The organism is Marinobacter sp. LV10R510-11A (assembly GCF_900215155.1).
Classification (GTDB): domain Bacteria; phylum Pseudomonadota; class Gammaproteobacteria; order Pseudomonadales; family Oleiphilaceae; genus Marinobacter.
Genome location: NZ_LT907980.1, coordinates 1,770,280 through 1,789,511 on the forward strand (window position 1 = coordinate 1,770,280; position 19,232 = coordinate 1,789,511).

Annotated in this window: 14 protein-coding genes and 1 tRNA gene; 5 read left to right on the forward strand and 10 right to left on the reverse strand. The window is 54.7% G+C overall.

The window, feature by feature from the left end:
* The 4 genes from CPH80_RS08420 (at position 1) to CPH80_RS08435 (ending at position 7,265) form a co-directional block, all read left to right on the forward strand.
* Positions 1-2,163, forward strand: a complete 2,163-nt coding sequence (locus tag CPH80_RS08420) for a DNA topoisomerase 3 (protein WP_096276875.1) — start codon at positions 1-3, stop codon at positions 2,161-2,163.
* A 116-nt stretch (positions 2,164-2,279) separates the two neighbouring features.
* Positions 2,280-3,032, forward strand: coding sequence for a response regulator transcription factor (locus tag CPH80_RS08425; protein WP_096276877.1), 753 nt, complete (start codon positions 2,280-2,282; stop codon positions 3,030-3,032).
* Entirely contained in the window at positions 3,025-4,668 is a 1,644-nt protein-coding gene (locus CPH80_RS08430) for a FecR domain-containing protein (RefSeq protein ID WP_096276878.1), read from the forward strand. Before CPH80_RS08425 ends, CPH80_RS08430 begins: the two co-directional genes overlap by 8 nt.
* A gap of 29 nt (positions 4,669-4,697) precedes the next feature.
* Complete coding sequence (locus CPH80_RS08435) at positions 4,698-7,265, forward strand: CHASE2 domain-containing protein (protein ID WP_096276880.1); 2,568 nt, start codon at positions 4,698-4,700, stop codon at positions 7,263-7,265.
* Between the two features lie 42 nt (positions 7,266-7,307).
* Here the strand turns inward: CPH80_RS08435 and CPH80_RS22380 are convergent, their stop codons facing one another.
* The 5 genes from CPH80_RS22380 to CPH80_RS08460 form a co-directional block, all read right to left on the reverse strand.
* The gene (locus CPH80_RS22380) at positions 7,308-7,826 is read right to left on the reverse strand and encodes a hypothetical protein (RefSeq protein WP_227520413.1); all 519 of its coding nucleotides are present in this window, start codon (positions 7,824-7,826) and stop codon (positions 7,308-7,310) included.
* Between the two features lie 180 nt (positions 7,827-8,006).
* On the reverse strand, positions 8,007-8,855 hold the full coding sequence (locus CPH80_RS08445) for a hypothetical protein (protein WP_096276882.1): 849 nt from the start codon (positions 8,853-8,855) through the stop codon (positions 8,007-8,009).
* A complete protein-coding gene (locus CPH80_RS08450) occupies positions 8,845-10,089 on the reverse strand; it encodes a hypothetical protein (protein ID WP_096276884.1) in 1,245 nt (414 codons plus the stop codon). Before CPH80_RS08450 ends, CPH80_RS08445 begins: the two co-directional genes overlap by 11 nt.
* A complete protein-coding gene (locus CPH80_RS08455; protein WP_096276886.1) occupies positions 10,089-10,724 on the reverse strand; it encodes a condensin complex protein MksE in 636 nt (211 codons plus the stop codon). Before CPH80_RS08455 ends, CPH80_RS08450 begins: the two co-directional genes overlap by 1 nt.
* The gene (locus tag CPH80_RS08460) at positions 10,717-14,445 is read right to left on the reverse strand and encodes an ATP-binding protein (protein WP_157746871.1); all 3,729 of its coding nucleotides are present in this window, start codon (positions 14,443-14,445) and stop codon (positions 10,717-10,719) included. Before CPH80_RS08460 ends, CPH80_RS08455 begins: the two co-directional genes overlap by 8 nt.
* A 189-nt stretch (positions 14,446-14,634) precedes the next feature.
* Between CPH80_RS08460 and CPH80_RS08465 the strand changes: the two genes are divergently transcribed.
* Positions 14,635-15,837, forward strand: a complete 1,203-nt coding sequence (locus CPH80_RS08465; RefSeq protein WP_096276890.1) for a M24 family metallopeptidase — start codon at positions 14,635-14,637, stop codon at positions 15,835-15,837.
* A 17-nt stretch (positions 15,838-15,854) separates the two neighbouring features.
* Here CPH80_RS08465 and CPH80_RS08470 read toward each other — a convergent pair whose 3' ends face one another.
* The 5 genes from CPH80_RS08470 to lpxB form a co-directional block, all read right to left on the reverse strand.
* Positions 15,855-16,607: an RES family NAD+ phosphorylase gene (locus CPH80_RS08470; RefSeq protein ID WP_096276892.1), complete on the reverse strand. Its 753-nt coding sequence runs from the start codon at positions 16,605-16,607 to the stop codon at positions 15,855-15,857.
* Complete coding sequence (locus CPH80_RS08475) at positions 16,604-16,969, reverse strand: MbcA/ParS/Xre antitoxin family protein (protein ID WP_096276894.1); 366 nt, start codon at positions 16,967-16,969, stop codon at positions 16,604-16,606. The genes CPH80_RS08470 and CPH80_RS08475 overlap by 4 nt, the downstream gene beginning before the upstream one ends.
* Positions 16,970-17,208: 239 nt before the next feature.
* Positions 17,209-17,285, reverse strand: a tRNA-Met gene (locus CPH80_RS08480).
* A 115-nt stretch (positions 17,286-17,400) separates the two neighbouring features.
* Positions 17,401-18,042, reverse strand: a complete 642-nt coding sequence (rnhB, locus tag CPH80_RS08485) for a ribonuclease HII (RefSeq protein ID WP_096276896.1) — start codon at positions 18,040-18,042, stop codon at positions 17,401-17,403.
* Positions 18,043-19,224 (reverse strand): lipid-A-disaccharide synthase, encoded by a 1,182-nt coding sequence (lpxB, locus tag CPH80_RS08490; protein ID WP_096276898.1) that lies wholly within the window; start codon positions 19,222-19,224, stop codon positions 18,043-18,045.
* Positions 19,225-19,232 lie beyond the last annotated feature (8 nt).

Below are 19,232 nucleotides of genomic sequence, written 5' to 3' on the forward strand. Positions count from 1 at the left end.
ATGCTTCTGTACATTGCCGAAAAACCCAGCCTTGGCCGCGCCATTGCCGCCGCCCTCCCCGGCCCCTACCAGAAAGGCCAGGGCTGGATCCGCTGCGGCGAAGGCAGTGAAGCCGCCACCGTAAGCTGGTGCATAGGCCACCTGCTGGAACCGGCCGAACCCGCCAGCTACAACCCGGCTTGGAAAAGCTGGCGCAAGCACGACCTCCCCATGTTCCCCGACACATGGCAGGTCACCCCCAAAGACAGCGTGCGCCAGCAGCTCAACGCGCTGGAATCGCTGATTCGGCAAGCACACACCATTATTCACGCCGGCGACCCAGACAGAGAAGGTCAGTTGCTGGTTGATGAAGTGATACGGTATTTCGGTACCGAGGCGCCGGTAAAAAGGGTACTCATAAACGACCTGACCCCGGCCGCCGTTGCCAAAGCCATACAACAGCCCAGAGACAACCTGGAATTTCGCAGGCTTTCCCATTCTGCGCTCGCACGGCAGCGGGCCGACTGGCTTTATGGCATTAACCTCACCCGCTTTTATACGCTGAACTACCAGCAGCAAGGGCAACAGGGCGTCTATTCTGTCGGCCGTGTACAAACGCCAGTACTAGGGCTGGTGGTGGAGCGCGACAACACCATCGAAAACTTCGATCCTAAGCCGTACTTCCGCATAGAAGCACGCTTCAAGGCACAGGAAGAAGAAGCCGACCAACAGACTTTCACGGCCAAGTGGCTCCCAGACGAACAGTTTCACGAGCATTTAGACGAAGAAAGCCGCCTGCTGGATCGCGAAACAGCCGAGCAAATTGCAGGCAGCGTTCACAGCCGGCCGGGTACGGTAATGGAATCCCGTTTTCGGGATAGACCCGAAGCACCGCCTTTGCCGTTTTCGCTCTCTGCCTTGCAGATAGAAGCCGGCCGCCTATTCCGCATGGGCGCAAAAGACGTACTGGATACCGCGCAAAATTTGTACGAGCGCCATCAGCTCATCACCTACCCACGCTCAGATTGTCGCTACTTGCCCGAAGGGCATTATGACCAGCGGGAGCAGGTTACAGGCGCGATTGGCCGGGTCGTCCCAGACTTAAGCGAGGCTTGTAGCAAAGCCGATTTTAACCGCAAAACCGCTGTTTGGAACGACAAGAAGGTAGATGCGCACCATGCCATCATTCCGACCAGCCGCGCGGTAGCCAATGGCAAACTCAGTGAAGCGGAACAACGAATCTACGGCCTGATAAGCCGCTATTATTTAATGCAGTTTTCGGCGGACGCCATACATCGCGAAGGCCGGATTACCGTGCGGGTATCGGATCACCGGTTCCGCGCAACGGAAACTGCGGTACTCACACCCGGCTGGAAAGCGCTGGAACTGAAACTTCGGGACGGCCGCAAAGAGGCGGAGAAGGCCCCATTACCACGCCTAGATAAAGGCGAACCTATTTTCTGTGAAGACAGCAGCATAGGCGAGCGCAAAACCAAGCCTCCCCAGCACTTCAACGATGCCACGCTGCTATCGGCAATGACCAACATTGCCCGATTTGTAACGGACCCTGAGCTGAGAAAAACCCTGCGAGAGACCGACGGTCTTGGCACAGAAGCTACCCGTGCGAACATTATCGACACCCTGTTCAAGCGGGACTATCTATACCGAGACAGCAAGCATATCCGAGCCACCGACAAAGGTAAGGTGCTGATTAATGCGCTACCTGAATCTGTCAGCAAGCCAGACAGAACCGCTGTATGGGAAGCCACTCTAGACGGCATCCGCAGGGGCGAAGACGATCCCCGTAAGTTCCTAGAAACACTGAAAGCGGAAATTCGTGGCTTCATCGAGCCCTCTGCTGCCGCACCTAATGCCAAGTCGCTAAGCACCGCGCCCAACTGCCCGAAATGTCGTTCTCCAATGACTGAGAGGGACGGTAAATTCGGCCGCTTTTTTGCCTGCATCCGTTACCCGGATTGCCGCGGCACACGCCAAATTGAGGATGCGACACCGCAGGATGGTACCGGGCAAAAGCCCATTCCCTGTCCCCACTGTTTCTCGCCTCTGGTGCGCAGAAAAGGCAAAAAAGGCTGGTTTTGGGGCTGCAGTAATTTCCCCGCCTGCCGACAAACATTAGATGACGACGATGGCAAGCCTGCGACTCCTTTACGCAAGGCTACATAACGACACTGAATACGTAGCCGCAATTTGTGATAATTGACTGATACAGCAGGATATCCTGTATCGCGTTCAGCGAAACAGAACCACAACGAGACATCATCTACTCTGGGAGAGGCGCAATGCGCATCGCGCTGCTTGAAGACCAACAGGAACAGGCGCAGCACATACAGTCCATTCTGTCTGAGCGCGGACACCACTGCGACAGCTTCGCTACCGGTCAGAGCTTTCTCAGCGCGGCGCTACACCGCAGTTACGACCTGATGATTCTTGATTGGCAGATTCCTGACATGACCGGCATTGATGTCCTGAAAAGCGTAAGAGCGCAGATTAACTGGCCCATTCCCGTGGTATTTCTCACCCAGCGCGACAGTGAAGCCGATATCGTTGAGGCCCTGGATGCGGGCGCAGACGACTTTCTAGCAAAACCCGCGGGCGCCGCAGAACTGGTCGCTCGCATCAACGCTCTAGCGCGTCGCGCCAATCCAGACAATGAAAAAGAAGACCTAAAATACGGTCCTTTTGAGGTCAACACCCAGCATAGAACCGTTTTCCTCCACGGTGAAGAACTTGCGTTAACCGACAAAGACTTCGACCTGGCCCTGTTCCTGTTTCAGAACCAGGGCCGTTTGCTCACTCGGGAAGTACTTCTGGAGCGGGTATGGGGGCTGACAAAGGACATCAATACCCGAACCGTAGACACGCACATGAGCCGCCTACGGCGTCGACTGGGCCTAAACCCGGAAAACGGCTTCCGTATCAAAACAATTTACCAGCGCGGATATCGCTTAGAAGCCATGAAGGCCCAAGCCACAAGCGACGAGATAACAGAAACCCAAACAGCAGACCGGGAAGTACACACGTATAATGAGTGAACACCCCATGCGCTTTCTCACCAAAGCATTCTTGGTGCTGACTCTTTTGGCGCTGGGCACGCCTGTGTGCGCTGAACTTTCTATTACTCACGGCTCGGCGACAGCGGTGGCAAGCTCCACCGGCAACGCCGTTCCTGAGTGGATTTACACCCTAAAACCCGGCGAGAGTTTTGCAGAAGTCGCCAACGATCTTCTGGTTAAAAGCCATAGCGCCGGTCGACTGCTTCAACACAACTCTATCGAAAATTCCGCCATACTCGGAGAAGGCGACCGCATTCGCATTCCTCTGTCATGGCTGAAGAGACAGCCTAACCCTGCTCGCGTCACCTCGGTTTCTGGCAGCGTTCAACTGATATCCAGTATCGATGGCCGAAAAAAACCTCTGATAAAAGATGCCCTGATACGAGTGGGCGATGAAGTCCTTTCAGGCGCGGGCGCTGCAACCATTACCTTGGCTGACGGTTCAGAAGTCCGCCTTTCCCCAGATTCCCGGCTGATATTTAATCGCCTGACCCAGTACGGCAAGTCCGGCATGGTAGACACGCGGCTGAGACTGAACCGAGGGGAAGTCCACACCCGAGTTAAGCCAGTGATTGAAGGCGGTGCCCGTTTTGAAATTGAAACCCCTTCTGCCGTTGCCGCCGTTCGCGGCACCGCATTTTCGCTAAAAACCGGGCCGCAAGGCACACATTTGCAGGTAACCGAAGGCGTGGTTGATTTTGGAGCGCCGAACCAGACCCAACGAATTCCTGCCGGCTACAGCGCAACGGTTGCGAGTAATAACGGTAGTAGAAACAAGCTGAACATACGCAAGATGCCGCCGGCACCCGTGATTAATCCGCTCCCTAGAGTGCTCACTCAGCTCCCGGCAGAGATGACCTGGAAACAAAAGCCGGCAACGAACTACCGCTTGGATGTCTTTGCAACAGAAAGCGGGCGCTGGGTTGAGAGCCGTGAAATCAGCGGCAACCGCTTCGATATCAGCCGCCTGGATAACGGTGAGTATGAGATTCACTTGGCAGCTCTTGACCAATATGGCATGGCGGGAATGCCCGGCGTACTGCCCATACAGGTTGATTTACAGGCCCGCACAGCCAACCTTTTGGCACCGGAAAACGGCGGCAGCGTAAATGACGACATGCCAGAGTTCCGCTGGGCTCTCAACGGTAAAAATGAAGTGGCCCGAGTCGAAATTGCCGAAGATGAAGCTTTCCGTAGCCTGGTCGCGACCAGCGAATGGGCACCGGGCACAACCGCTCTGCCTTCTCGCCCCCTGAGCCCCGGCCAGTATTACTGGCGCGTGGTGACAGAAGCTGGAGGCAATTCTGTAGCCACAACACAGCCACGCAAACTGATCGTAAACGGAACACTGCCGCCGGTGCGGATTATCAGTATCAACTACATAGACAGCCAGGTTCGCGTGTTTTGGGAAAAGGTGGATACGGCTGCCAATTACCGTATGCAACTGGCGGAAGAGCCAAGTTTTAACAAGATTATTAAGGAAGCTACGCTGCCAGAAACCACAGCGGCCTTGCGTCTTATTCCCGGAAGACGGTATTTTGTGCGCCTGAAAGCGCTTTCTGACGGCCCATTACAAAGCCGCTGGGGACCAGGGAGGGAATTGTACCTGGACTAACATCGAACAACTGACGCACAGCAGGACTCATGAATCGGGATTGGCTGCCAATAAAAACAACTCCATGGACACTCGGGCTGGCACTCCTATTCTTATTCTTACTTGCCGAAACCACGGCACTGCCCCAGCGTATTGATTACTGGCTTCTAGACTCAGCCATGCTCGCCAGCCCTGCCCCCGCATCCACCAACATAGCAATCGTCGCCATTGACGACCTCAGCCTTTCCCAGCAAGGCCGCTGGCCGTGGCCACGGCGAACTCACGCCGCTCTAATCAAAAAACTGCATCAGGCCGGCGCAGAAACCATCGTATTCGACGTACTGTTCACAGAACCGTCTCCCGACGATGCTGTGCTTAAACGTGCCATGCAGACCCATGGCAGGGTTATCCTGCCACTACACCTGTCGCCCTCCAGTTCCCGCATACTGCTCAGCGAACAACTGCCTTCAAGCGAATTAGTCAGTGCAGCCGCCGGCCTTGGCCACGCACACGTTGAGCTGGACCACGATGGCATCGCCAGAGGGCTTTACCTGTTTAACGGCATGGCCCGCCAGCTGTGGCCCAGCCTCGCGCTTGCAGCCTCTGGCACCAGCCCCCGGCAACCCGATACACAGGGGTTACCCTCATTTGTGAATGTGCGCGACGACTACCGGATTATTCCGCTTACTGGGGGCGCAGGCACACTGCCCACCTACTCCTACAGCGATGTACTTAACACGCCCCCGGCACCGGATGTATTTGGTGGCAAAACCGTTTTTGTAGGAGCGACTGCTGCCGGGCTGGGGGACAGTCTGCCAACGGCGTTCTCTGGCCTTAGCCAGCCGATGTCCGGGGTGGAATTCCACGCAAATACTCTTTCTGCGGAGCAACAGGGGCTCCTGATCAGCCGGGCTCCTAAATGGGCTAACATGGCCCTCGCTGCTATCACACTGCTGGCGCTAGCCATTCTGTTGCCTCGCATACGCCCCGCCCGCACGCTAATCACATGTATTACGGCCGGCGCCGTGATCCTCGGCCTTAGCGTCGTTATGCTGGCCGCGTTCCGGATATGGCTTCCTGTTGCCCACGCGCTCATCATTCCCCTATTGGCGTTCCCAATCGCCAGTGGCCTACGCTTGACCATGACCAACCAGTTTCTCAATCGACAACTGGATGAGCTGGTTCGCAGCCCAAGAGTGGCACTGCCAGAGCCGGCAAAGCGCCCGCCAACACAACTTCTTGAGCATTTTCAGGCGCTGTTTCAGCCGCAAGGCTGGTTATTGGCCGAAGGCAACGACATTATCTCCACCCGAAACCTGGGCTTAACCGAGGTTCCAGACAACCTAGAGCCGGGGGTATGGCGACATGAGGGCAACCAGAGCTGGGTTCAGATACACCGTGGCAGCGCCTGCTACACACTGGGCTTCACCCTGCCCAACGATCTCAGCCGGGAAGCTATTCAGCGCTACCTGCGCCGACTAACGCTTTCCAAAACGGCACCCGCGACAAAAAAACTCAGGCCAAGCGATAACATTTCGGCGCGCATTGAGCGCGTTAAAGTAGCCACCGAGCGCCTCAACCACATTCATGAATTTATCCGCCGCAGTTTTGAGCGTATGCCGGACGGCATCATCGTAACCGACGAATTAGGCATCATCCGTTTTGCCAACGGCCATATTGAAGAATGGTTCGGAGAGCCCATGCCCAGCTTAGGCGGGCTTCCGCTGACCCGCCTTCTGGAAGGTCACGATCCGCGCGAAACCCCGCCATGGCATGAAACGGTTTCAGAAACACTCACCCTGCTGCAAAGCCGGACAGTGGATTTGAAAATAAAGGACAAGGATTTTCTCATTCATTTCGCACCCTTTGCCCTCCCTGACAGCTCGCAATACGGCATTATTGCCAACATTTCTGACATTTCCGAGCTGCGGGAACAGCAGCGTCAGCACCGGGAAGCAATCGACTTTATTTCTCACGATGTCCGCTCACCCTTGGTGTCACAACTGGCGCTTATCGAACAGCTGAAGCGCGACCCCACACATATCGGTCAAAGCCAGTTGGAGCAACTGGGGCGCCTAGCACGGCGAAGCTACCATCTGGCTGAGGAGTTTGTTCAGCTGGCGCGCGCCGAACAGCTCACAGAGACCCGTTTTTATGAGTGCGAATTCCTAGCCATTGTTGAAAATGCCCGCGACAGCGTGAGCGAGCAGGCATTGGAGAAGCGCATTCCATTACAGCTGCAAGGTACGGAAGACTTGTGGTTAAAAGGCAATGCAGAACTGCTTGAGCGAGCGGTCATCAACTTGCTGACTAACGCCGTACAGTACAGCCCTAAAGGTTCAGCGGTGAGCCTTCAGGTGTTTCGAGCAGGGCATCAGGCATGCCTGACGATTGCAGACGACGGGCTTGGTATAGACCCAGAGGAGCTGCCCTACCTATTCGACCGATATAGACGCCAGAAAAGTAGCGAGCTTGCGGGTATTCACGGTACTGGGTTGGGGCTGTCGTTTGTCAAAACGGTTGTCGAGAAGCACCGAGGTGAGATTTCTGTGGTTTCAAACCCCGGTGAAGGCTCATCTTTTACTCTGAAGCTCCCGATTACGGATCCGATGGTGTAAACGAGCAAGCACTGCTACCTCAGATGGTCGCCATAACAATCTTCAAGATTTTATTTGCTTGTAGACAGAAGTTGAGGGAGCACTGATTAAGCCACCACTGTCCTGAACTTGGATTGTGAAATACCAAGTGCCAGTATCAAGACCACTCACCTTATGCGTCATATTCGCATTTTCCTTAGCGCCGCGAACGACAACTTTGCGATCCAGATCATCAGCATTCTGGCCGTAGTGGATAATGTACTTATCCAGCTCACCCATTCTAATCCCCTCACCATTTACCCGGCTCTCAGGGGCACTCCAGCTCAGAACTGCTGACCTCTCAATCGGCTCACCTATTGAACCTCCTGTTTCTGGCTCCGCAGTACTCGCTCCTAGTGCTGCGCCTGTATTCGTAGAATCAGAACCGCCGCCACACCCTGTGAGCAAGATTCCTAAAGCAAACGCGGCTATCCATGCCTGTGACACTTTAATGACGCGTTTCATATCGATTTCACACCAATTAATCGTCGAATTTGTTAAATTGTACAAAACGCGGACAATTATCGATGTGAGGTTCGTCATCTCTCCAGTTAAAAAATCGTCAATATCTCGTCACTAAATCGTAATAAAGCCGACAAATTCACGCGAGTTACTGATTGCTCAGGCAATTTTTTGCCCGATATTTGTTATGTGGGCTATCGGAGAGGTCGAAAAAATAATAGATGATTTTTCGGGGTTGTATTGATGAGTTAAAGAGGTCTATCAGACAGCCGTTAAAGCCAGGGCGGCTAGAGGCACATGCCGCAGAACCATGTGTTCTTGCATCACCGCCAATTCTTCGTTCGCCATATGTTCAGCGATGGCGAGAAGCTCACCGGTGGCTCGGCTTTTCAGCCTTTTCAGGGCTGCGGACTGATTACGGTGGGTCTTTGGTTGGTTAAACGGTGTATGCCTGCCGAGTTCCCGCCATTTCTCGGGCACCAGGGTGCTCCCTCGATCTTTATCGAGCGCGAGGGCTTGCCCAGCTGGGTCAAAATCGTAAAACCAGGCTAGCTTCTCTGCGGGTTGGTTGCGGGCGATCTCAGCTACTGAACGGGCATTCTCTCGGTGACCGCGGTACAGAATCACTGAATCCTTCCAAGACGCCGGTAGCTGAAGGTTGGCCCAATAGGGCATCACGCCGCCGTTTTCGATGATCACGAGTTTTTGAGACTGAAGGTGGTCAGTATCTAAGCATTCCGGTAACACGCTGAGCACACTGCCTTCGGGAGTGGCGACATCTTCGCCGCTCGCCCTCACCTTTGCGGTGCCGGCGGTCGCCAGTACGATCAGGTGGCCGAAGACAGAGTCGCTGCTGAGCTTTTCATTAGAGTCCTTGCTGGCCATCGCCATGGGGCCACCGGCGCGGACGTCGAATTGCGGGTCTAGGCCATGCTCGGCCACAACGTATTCTCTCAGGCGTCGCTTGTCTGCGGGCGTAAAGTGGATTTCTCTGCCTATGACCTGTCCTACTCCGTTTTCCGCACAAATCTGTTCCCAAATTTGATTACGCTGAACCTTCGATTTGCCTGTCTTTAGCAGGCGCTCGATGGCAGCGATTTCAGCCGGCATTGTTGTGCCTCAGGGTTAGGTCAGAAACCATAATATTATCTGGATAAACCCGGTGCGGAATCTGGTGGTAGACCACTTCAATGTGCCTCTGATCTCCGTCTGGCAGGGATTCAATCTCGGAGACTATGGCCTGCAGCCAGTCTGCCTTGTCGATCCCCAAGCCAGTACTCGCAAGTGCTTCGGAGGCAAGGATGGTTCGCTCACCTAGGGCGCCGTCTACAACCAGCTGAATCAATTCCTCAATGGCTTCTTCTACTGGGTCGTCTTCCTCAGCTTCGGTTTCACCCGCAATATCAAAGTTAACAGTATCCACATCATCCGGCGCTGGCTTGTCTTCAAGCTCCACGGGAACCGTTCGGGCTTTCGCAGCAATCTCTATCAGTTCTAGGTCATCGGAAGAATCGTAGATATCCCCAAAGCCGCGTATCTGGAACGGAGCCACGGTATTAAGGAATTCCGGAACCCGCCTCAAATCCAGGTGGTCAATGGACGGCTCAAACCCCCGGTTGTTAATAAAGTGGGCCTCAAAAGCACCGACCAGCCGGCTCAACCGCTGATCTTCGCGCATGCGCACCAGCATCTTGCGCAGCTGGTTAAGGGCGTAAGAAAGGTTCTTTTGTGAAGACTCCAGGGTGGCCGGTAGGTGCCGCAGCAACAGGCGCTTCAGGAACGCATCAGAACCCGCCTGCTCCGCCAGTTCCCGTATGCGAAAGCTCTCGAACAGGGTAATCAAGCGACCAGCGCGTTCAATAACCCGCTCGTTCTCACGGATACGCAGATTCAGATCCGTGATGTACGCGAAACCGGTGTTTATATAGGTGGCGAACGCTTCCGTGGCATTTCGGATATCTTCGATTACGTCCGCCAGGCACTCTTTGATTTCGCCTTCCAGCCGGTCGATGTCGCTCAGGGCGGATCGCTTCTTCGCCTCTTTGTATTCCTCGAACAGCTCGCTTAGTTGTTGCCACAGAATGTGCACTTGGGCACTGGCGTAGCGGCGCCTCTCCGACTCGGTTATGTGATCGAGAAACTGAACCAGAACCTTTTTCAGCTGCAGATCTTCAGATTCACCAATGCGCCACACCAGTCGGTGATGCTCTAAGGTTTCAATCAGCCCGAGATTATCATCAGAATCTGGAACACGGTTTCCGTTTCGAAGGTGCGCCTCCAGAATCGCCTCGCCGTACTTGGCCAGGGCCCGGAGCGTGCTGTGGGCGTCTTGAGCGCGAGCCATTAGTGAAGCCTCATCTGCTCAGAATCCGCATCCTCAGACCCTTGAATACCCTCGTGGGTCTGAATGAACGTCATGGCATCGTACAGCCAGCTCCAGCGGCCAGTGGCCCGGAACAGACTGCCACTGGTACCAATAGGTTTCAGATAACCCATCTTCTCTAGGCTGGAGAGAACCGCTCGAATCTGGCCGGCTGAATCGGCACGCTTGGTGTGAAACACCTTTTTTTCCGCCAGCGATCTCAGCTTTGATTCCAGCGCCGGTGCTGCCGCAATCCGGTCAAGAATGGCGCCTTCAGACAGCTTATCGCCAGGCAATACCGGGCGGTCGTTTGCTTCTAGCATCATGACCAGCCGCAGGAACTGCACAAACGCCTCAAGGTTGTTCGCAACATCCCTGAACTGATGGCGTATCGCATCCTTGGTGTCAGCACCCGAGATATCCAGATACGCACATACAAAAGCATCATGAGCGCTGGTCTGGCGCAGCGTTCGGTTGATCTGCGCCAAAAACCGGTTCACTACATCTTGGTTGCCCGGCATAAGCAGGTAGTTGTATAGCTCGTCGTCACTGACCTCGCAGATCACCCGCTCTTGAAGCAAGGCCGTAACAGTGCGTTCGAATAGTGGACTACTCATGGTTTTGCACCTCCTCCACTGTTGCCTCTTCGCCATGGCTCACATTGGCGAACATCTCTGCATGCTTTCCCGTATGCGCAGTGGTTTCATAGGTATGAATCCGACCCTGCTTGAGCGAGATCTTGTTCTCAAAGAACTTGCGCAGGCTTCTGTCCAATTTTGGACACGCAGAGATCATGGTCAGGTTGTTCGCCTCCAACATGTCAGCCAAGTGGGATATGTTGTTTGGGCTGAGCGTGGCCAGCTCATCAATGGGCCAGGTAATGCGGGTGTTCAAATCCGGGCACAGGTAGCGGGTAAGCCCCATGAACACGGTCATGATCGCCAGGTACGTAAGGCCAGTGGAGCTGGCAGACAGGAAGTCCGCATCTGTGCGGATCACCACTTGCCGGTCGTTTTCTTTCATTTCCAGGCGCATGTCGATCATCGACTCGACACTATCTTTTACTTTGGCATCACTCAGCGTGTCCGTAACCAGCTTGAAACGCCTCAGAACCCCATCGCTCGGCAGTGACCGGCGGTTCATGGGGATCCATGCTTGCCACTGATCCACGAATTCCTTCAATGGCTGCCAGGTTTCGTCTTCATAAATTCGAGGCTCAAGCACAACCTGAATATCGCTAAGGCTTTCAATTTGCTGGTCTGTGTTGATCTTTCGTTTCAGCAGGCTCGATACCGTTTTCACCTCACGGGCCATCACCTCCAAGCTGTCGAAATACTTCACCAGACTGCCCGCTTCGGACACAAACTGATCAATCAGCGCATCCCGAAGCTGGGGAATGTCGGTATCCAGCAGCTCTCGCAGATCTGGAACCCGCGCCAGCTTGAAGCTTTCCTCATGGTCTAGCACCTCGCCAGTCATCTGCCCGCGCCGGTGGGAAGACAGCTTGTGCCAGGATTGCTGGATCTGGGTGTTGTCATACCGGTTCAGAATGGATGTGGCTTGATCGAACGTTCCCACCACCTCTTTACGCAGCTGCTCCAGCTTCTGGTAAGCACCCTGAAGTTCTTGAGTAAGGTCTGCGAGATTGCCCGGGAATCCTTCCGTAAGTGTTCTTCCGTGGAAGTGTTTGAGCACACCTTCTGCGGCTTCCGTTTGATCTCGGAGGGATTTGATGGCGCCATGATGTTCGGCAATAGAAATCTTCAGTTTGCTGTCTTGTTCCTTCCAGGTGCGCTCTGCCTCGTCGCGTTTCCGAACGGCTGCCTCGCGCTGTGCTTTGGCTTGGTTGGCTTGCTCCGTAAGCGCCTCAACCTTGCTCCATTCCTGTTCGCGCCATTTTCGGTAGCCGCGCACGAGATCCTCAGACGCCACAATCTTTTTGACTGTTTCATCGAGTTTGGCCAGCGTTTCCCTCGCCTCCTGAACCACCTTCGGATCAATGCCTTCCTCAGAGAGGCGCTGATCGTAGATCTCACGCTTTTTCTTTAGGCGCGTCTTGTGGTCAAGCTCTGCCGATGCAATCAGCTCTGCCTGCTGATCTTTGCTGGCTTGAAGCTCAGATTCCTGCTCCGCCCAATGGCCTCGCATATCCAGCATCTGCTGTTTAAAACCAGATTCAACGTCTCGAATACCTTCCCCGGTTTGCTCATCGAAGGCTTTAAGCTTGAGCTGAACCGCATCGAGATCTTTGGTGATTTTTGCGACCCGGGCGGCCTGTGCTTCTTTAACACGCAGGCGCACATTGCCAAGCTTGGTTTGGGCGTTATTGCGGGTGCGCTCAACCAATGAAAACTCTGTCTCCAGCCGGTCAGCGGCTTCCGCGCGGGTTTTGTAGGTTTCGTGCCGGCGCTGGGCTTCGCGCTCGGTTTCTGCCCGCTGTTTGATCGCGGCCTGGCGCTCGGTATCTGTGCCTCGGCTACGAACTTGAAGAGCATCTTCGGAGGCGGCAAAATCCGGTATCGGTAGGGCATCCAGTGCAAGCTGCCAGCCCATAACCGCGGTGCCATTGGCATCTAGATCACGGGTAGGCGTGAGATCCTTTCTGTGCAGTAAAGACGGATTAACCACCTTCGCCAAGCGGTTGCCCCATTCTGGGTCTTGGGCACGTAGCTGCGACAACCAGGTGCCATCTTCCGGCGTGATCTGCCTCTGCAGCTCGTTAAACCTGTCTTCCAGCGCTTGGACGCTTACATCCATGTGCTGAACTTGTTCTTGAGCGGCTTTCCAGTCGCGGTCTGCTTGATCCCGTTTACGACCCGCTTCCAAACGGTTTTCGTGTGCTTGGGAGACCTGCTCGGTGGCTTCCTCGGATGCCTGCTCCGCGACGGCAATCTCTTGTTGCTCAGCCTCAGTCTGGCCGGGGCTTTCCCTAAGCGCTGACAACCGGGCTTGCTCACTGGTCAGCTCCGACCGCTCAAGCGACCGGGTATCTTTGTACTCAGATACCGCAGTTACTTTGTCTGTTTTGGTCGAGTTCAGCTTCAGATCATAAGCGTGCTTCGCAGAGGTAAGCGCGTCAGTAGCCTCGCGCAAACGCTGCTGGCGCTGGGCCTGATGCTTCTCATGCTCGCGCTGAATGCTTTGCTTCTCAAGGTCGTATTCGCCCTCAATGGCAGACGCCTTACCGGTCAGGCTGTCGTAATCGGCTTGCGCTGTCGCTAGGCGCTGGCGGTAATCGGCCAGATTATCAAAGCTCTGCGCCAAGTCTGGCAGATTATCAGCTTCATACTTATCGTTCTGCTGGTGCAGAGCCGCTACGCGCCCATCCAGCGTTTCAAAATCGGCGTTGTGATCGGTCACCTGCCGAGCCAGTTGGTGATCCGTGCCCTCAAACTCCGCCCGCCGGTCGCCTCTCTCTGATTCAAGTCGATCTTTGCGCTGGCTCAGCTCGCTGGCTTTTTCCCGAGCTTCCTCAACGGTTACGAACAAATTGGCAACGGTTTTATCGGTTTGCTCAAGTATCGCCCGGCGCTCGGCATCCTTTCTGAGACATTCACGGATTTTTTCTTCTTCACCCGCGAAGGCAGAGAGGCTCTGTATATCCGCAATCAAATCTTTGCGATCAATGGCCCGGGGCTTGGCGTGCTGGTGGATGTTTTCAAACTGAGTCTCGCAGATCATGGTCTTGAAACTGCTCAGAAGCCGATGCTTGTTCAACACCACATGGGTGAGCCGTTCAATGTTGGTCATCTGGGTGTCGCTGTCACCCAGACCAAATTCTGCAGCCAATGCGCGCAGCGACCGGGCATCCGCAGGCAACCGTTTCAGCAGCTTTTGATTGCGCTGAATGATTGCCCGGTAGTTGGTAATGGTATCGATAATCTTTGAGACAGTTGTGCCGCGCCGACGGAGCTCAGCAAACACATCGTCTGCACTGGCACCCGCCTGAAGAAGCTCCTTCACCTCTGGCGTGAAGAATGTTTCTTCCGCAGACCCAGCCACAAATCGGTAGCAGGGCTTTCCCTGAGCGTGACGATACATCACGGCGCAATGAAGGCCTGTGTGTCGGCGATACTCAAAAATGATGAGGCTCTGAAAGCTGGGCAGGTAATAGTCCAAAAAGGACAGCTTGCCCGATGCCTTGGTCACTATCCGCTCCGGCTCCTCACCAAAGAAGGCCGGCACCAGCGCCAGAACAGAGGTTTTGCCGGCCCCGTTCACACCACCCAGGTGCGTTCGTTCACGGCAATCGATTTTGATGGTTCGTCCCTTCACTTGCTTGAAGGAGTGGTGCAGGACGATGCTTTCTAATCCGTAGCTTACAGTCTCGCCAGACAAACTGATTTCCCCGTAACGGCAGGTCGTTTTTGATACCCGCAGTATACAGGGAATAGGTCAGGGACAAAGCCGTGGGTAGCGCCATCGCTCAGCAACTCGCCCCCTTTTCCTTACATATTGGGCCTTGCATACTGCGAATGAATGAACGATTAATGAGTACTGGTTTCCCGAACGGCGAGCGATCACCCAATGGATTACCGTACCTACCGCGAAAAACTGCAGTCGAAATTTCCCGAGCCTGTACTGGCGTTCGAGCCCAATGAATACGAAGCACGGCTCGCCTGCGTTCGTCAGGAGATGGCTAAAGCCGGGCTTGATCTGCTACTGCTGACCGAAGCCGGAGAACTGTGTTACCTGACTGGATATACTACCTTTGAGGTCTCGGTCCAGTGTGTGCTTCTGGTGTCGTCCGATCGCACCGTGCTGTTCGTGCCGGCTATCGAGATTGGCCCCGCCGTGTATCTGAGCCGGGTGGACGAGGTTATCGGCTATCCGTGGCAGGCACCGGAGACGGTCGCAAGCGAACTGGCTACGCAGGTGCGCCGCGCCGCAGGCAATTCGGCGCCACAGATCGGCTTCAATCCTTGGGCGGGTTCCTTTCGGCCGGGGCTGCTTTTAGCACTCAAAAACACGTTGGATACAGCTACGTTTATCGATTTTGGCGCGCTGATTGATCGTGTTCGCTTGGTTAAATCCCCCGCCGAAATGGCTTACCTTGAGGAAAGTGCGGCCATCACCGGCGCCGGTCTAGACGCGGCGGCTGCGGTGGTACGAGCAGGCGTGGTTGACCATGAAATCGCCCAGGCCGGTGCCAACTCCATGCTTGGGGCAGGTAGCGAATTCATGAGCATGCAACCCATTGTGACGACTGGCGTGCGCAGCGGCATCATTCATACAAATCACGCAGGTTATGAAGTTGCACGCGGTGACGTGGTGTTCACCGAATTTGGTGCGGTTCGCCGGCGCTACACCGCCCCGATGATGCGTACAGCTGTCGTCGGCAAGGCCTCCGCCGAAATTCGTGAATTTCACTCGGTCTGTATTGACGTCCTAGAAGCGGTGATGTCGGCCGCCCGAGCCGGTTCAAGCTCCGCCTCTGCAGCCCGCGCCGGCGAGGCGGCGCTAGCGCCTATCGTCGATCGGGCTTTTTTCTCAGGTGTGTTTGGCTACCCGGTCGGCGCGACGTTTCCGCCATCCTGGGTCGCCGGCTCGATGTTCATAGCCACCGACAACGAGGCAATTCTGGAAGAAGACATGGTGTTTCATCTGCCGATCTGCCTGCGCAAGCCGGGGGAGTTCGGTGTCGGTTTTAGCGAAACGGTGCGTATTACAGCGACGGGAGCCGAGCGGATTACTACCAATACACTGTCTCTTAGGGAAATTTTCTTATAGCAACGGGGAGTTTGGACTTACGAAGCTGGCCGGGGAATACGACCTGAAATCATGAAATGTGTAACGGGGTATTCAATAGCCGTCGACGTGCCATCTGGTTCAGTCACTGAGATCGAGACTTTTTCTTTCGTGGTTACGGCAATCATCGGACGAAGATTGGATGGTTTGGCTTTTTGGAAAGCGCGGGGGCTGAACAGTCCCCAGTTGATCCCAGCCTCAACTGCTCGGGCAGAAATGAACTGAAAAGCCTCAACACCGGCTTCTCGCATTTCAGTACCGATCGCTTGGGTAAATCGATAGTCCACTGGGCTCACAAGCTGGTCTCGCACATCTTGCCAGTCTGGGGATTGCAATTTAACCCCACTGTCGGTCTTTACAGCGACCTCAAAAATTGTGTGCTGGGATTTCACCGGCTTAGGAAAGGGCACCCGCGTGTCATAGACAAACACGAACCGGTAGAAGGCGGTTTCGGCCAAAGCCGTTTTAGTATCGGCGGCCCCATAGAACAGGCTTTTCTCAAACGGTTGTCCAAAGCGAGATCCGTAAATCAGAGGAGGATAACGGAACGGCGTTTTCAGCAAGTAGTGAAGATTATCAACGAAATCAGGGTAGCGAGGTTTGTTTTCCTCTAACAGCTCTTCTAAGCGCGATTGCTCGGCGGCCGAATCCACAATATCCGTGGTGGCGACGTGCTCTTGTGATTCAGCTACCCGAAACCCTTGGCCTTTTACCGGCTCAATAGATGCCTTGATGCGATTCAGATAACTCAAACTTTGCCCCTGATCGCATCAAGATACATGAGCACCCGGACCAGTCCTTGGCAGCTCTCTATCATTTGTCGGGGTGACTGCCCAAAATACTGATTATCAGTTGCCACCCAGTGCCTCATATTCTCTTGGTCGCCGCCCACCACCGCGTACAGGCCCCGGTACACCCGAATAAGCATCAGGGCCAACTCACCCGCCTTTGACTTCGGATCGATGCCGTCACGGGCAACACCGGTGCGTTCGCGGCCGATGATTCCCGCAGCGTCTGCCCTGCTGATACCTAGCGTTTCTGCTGCATTGCAAAAGGCTTTACCCAGAACCTGCCGGTCATCAATCTCGTTATTTTTTTGTGTTGCTGTAGTCATTGCCTAACTCCTATTCTATTGCCGTACTCAGTATAGTGAATAAACAACAAAATAGAACTAAATAGAGATTATTCACTATACATTTGACACCAGTGGGACAATAAGCCAAGCAGTAAAGAGGGCCGTTTGGAAAGGCGAAGCTCGCAAAACCAAGCGTTGTGAAGTGACGGCACGGAGCAAACTCAGAAGGCAGAAACGAAAAAAGGCAAATCAGTAAGTTACTGATTTGCCTTTTAATATGGTAGCGGGGGCAGGATTCGAACCTACGACCTTCGGGTTATGAGCCCGACGAGCTACCAGACTGCTCCACCCCGCATCAAACTGGTTGTTACCGGGTGACCCCGATCAACGTGCGCGTATAGTAAGGACTCATGTGCCAGTTGTCAATTACTGTTTTCAAAGAGATCCATTGGGTAGCGAAGGTTTTCTGCCTAGGGTGTCACCGGCGCCTTGAAGAAGCCAACCTGCTCCATCGCTTCCTGAACTGGCCGGAAAGACTTGCGATGCTCTGGCGTTACGCCTAACCGGAACAATGCCTCCATGTGCACGGGCGTGGGATAGCCTTTGTGCTGTGCAAGGCCGTAACCCGGGTATGTTAGCTCCATCTCCTGCATTTCCCGATCTCGGGTTACTTTGGCAATTATGGATGCGGCGCTGATTGCCTCTACTCGGCTGTCTCCTTTTACCACCGGCTCTGAGGGCCAGTGCCACTTCGGGCATTTGTTTCCATCTACCAGCACGTATTCAGGCGCGACACCAAGGCCGGCAACGGCTCGCTCCATGGCAATCATCGTGGCTTGGTAGATATTGATCTGATCAATCTCGTGAGCCTCACAGCGGCCGAGGCACCATGCGGTGGCGTGCTCGATGAGTTCGTCATAGAGGGCATTGCGCTTTTTCTCTGTGAGCTTTTTTGAGTCGGCCAACCCAACAATGGGCCGATCAGGGTTCAGAATCACAGCGGCCGTCACTACCGCGCCGATAAGCGGCCCACGCCCTACTTCATCCACGCCGGCCAAAAGCCGTCCCTGATAAGCGCACTCAAAAGGTGGCAGTGCGGGTGCGCGGGCCATTCAGTGCGCTCTCTTTTCAAGAAGCATCGAGATTGCCTGGGCGGCTTTCTCGTCGGCATCCTGTTTCAATGTGTGATGAAGCTCTGTAAATGCTTCTACCAAGCGTTCACGCTCTTGCTGGTTTTCCATACGTTCCAATACGGCTGCGCCGAGTGATTCTGGTGTCGCGTCGTCCTGTAAAAGTTCGGGGACTAACCGTTGCTTAGCCAGCAGGTTGGGCAGTGAAAAGTGAGGCACTTTCACCAAACGGGATAGAAGTGCGTAGCTCACCTTACTTAACCGATAACCCACTACCATGGGTTTCTTCAGCAGCATGGCCTCAAGGGTCGCGGTCCCGGAGGCCAGCAACACAACGTCTGAGGCAGCCATCACCTCGCGGGATCGACCTCTCACAATGGTGACCTGTAGCTTCACATCCAGCGCTTCAATAAGGTCGCGAACCTGCTGTTCCCGATCGCGATTCACACAGGGTATAACTAACTGCACATCCGGTCGCTTAGCCTGTATCCAGCGCGCAGCTTCCAGAAACAGGGTGCCCAGGCGTTCGACTTCGCCAGCCCTGCTTCCTGGCAGTATGGCCAGCAAAGGTACACCTTCTTCAAGCCCCAGCTCTTGGCGGGCTTTGCTTGTTTCGGGGACAACGGGAATAAGATCTGCGAGAGGGTGCCCTACGAACACAACGGGCACGTTATGCTCCTCATAAAATCTGGCCTCAAAGGGCAACAGGGTGAGCATAAGATCAACGGATTTGGCAATTTTAAAAATCCGTTTCTGCCGCCAAGCCCATACAGAAGGGCTGACGTAATGAACGGATGGAATACCGGCTTCACGGCAACGCCGTTCAATGGCAAGGGTAAAATCGGGGGAATCAATGCCGATAACCACATCCGGTGGTGTGGCAAAGAAATAGCTCAGAAGTCGGGCGCGGATCCTGAAGAGTTCCCGAATGCGACCAAGAACCTCCACCAGCCCCATAACAGAGAGCCGTTCCATGGGAACCAGGGAGTGGAAGCCTTCGGCAATCATCTCATCGCCACCAATGCCGACAAAACGGGCTTTGGGGTAGCGATTGCGAAGTGATCGAATCAGGCCGGCGCCGAGAATGTCCCCAGACGCCTCACCTGCAATCATTCCAAAGGTTATTCTGCGATCACTGACGACTGCCGTTTGGGGAAGATTCATCAAACAAG

Coding starts and splice junctions, on each gene's coding strand:
- CPH80_RS08465 (WP_096276890.1), top strand. CDS start 14,635: ATGGATTACCGTACCTACCGCGAAAAACTGCAGTCGAAATTTCCCGAG.
- CPH80_RS08435 (WP_096276880.1), top strand. CDS start 4,698: ATGAATCGGGATTGGCTGCCAATAAAAACAACTCCATGGACACTCGGG.
- CPH80_RS08420 (WP_096276875.1), top strand. CDS start 1: ATGCTTCTGTACATTGCCGAAAAACCCAGCCTTGGCCGCGCCATTGCC.
- lpxB (WP_096276898.1), bottom strand. CDS start 19,224: ATGAATCTTCCCCAAACGGCAGTCGTCAGTGATCGCAGAATAACCTTT.
- rnhB (WP_096276896.1), bottom strand. CDS start 18,042: ATGGCCCGCGCACCCGCACTGCCACCTTTTGAGTGCGCTTATCAGGGA.
- CPH80_RS08425 (WP_096276877.1), top strand. CDS start 2,280: ATGCGCATCGCGCTGCTTGAAGACCAACAGGAACAGGCGCAGCACATA.
- CPH80_RS08430 (WP_096276878.1), top strand. CDS start 3,025: ATGAGTGAACACCCCATGCGCTTTCTCACCAAAGCATTCTTGGTGCTG.
- CPH80_RS22380 (WP_227520413.1), bottom strand. CDS start 7,826: ATGACGAACCTCACATCGATAATTGTCCGCGTTTTGTACAATTTAACA.
- CPH80_RS08450 (WP_096276884.1), bottom strand. CDS start 10,089: ATGGCTCGCGCTCAAGACGCCCACAGCACGCTCCGGGCCCTGGCCAAG.
- CPH80_RS08475 (WP_096276894.1), bottom strand. CDS start 16,969: ATGACTACAGCAACACAAAAAAATAACGAGATTGATGACCGGCAGGTT.
- CPH80_RS08445 (WP_096276882.1), bottom strand. CDS start 8,855: ATGCCGGCTGAAATCGCTGCCATCGAGCGCCTGCTAAAGACAGGCAAA.
- CPH80_RS08455 (WP_096276886.1), bottom strand. CDS start 10,724: ATGAGTAGTCCACTATTCGAACGCACTGTTACGGCCTTGCTTCAAGAG.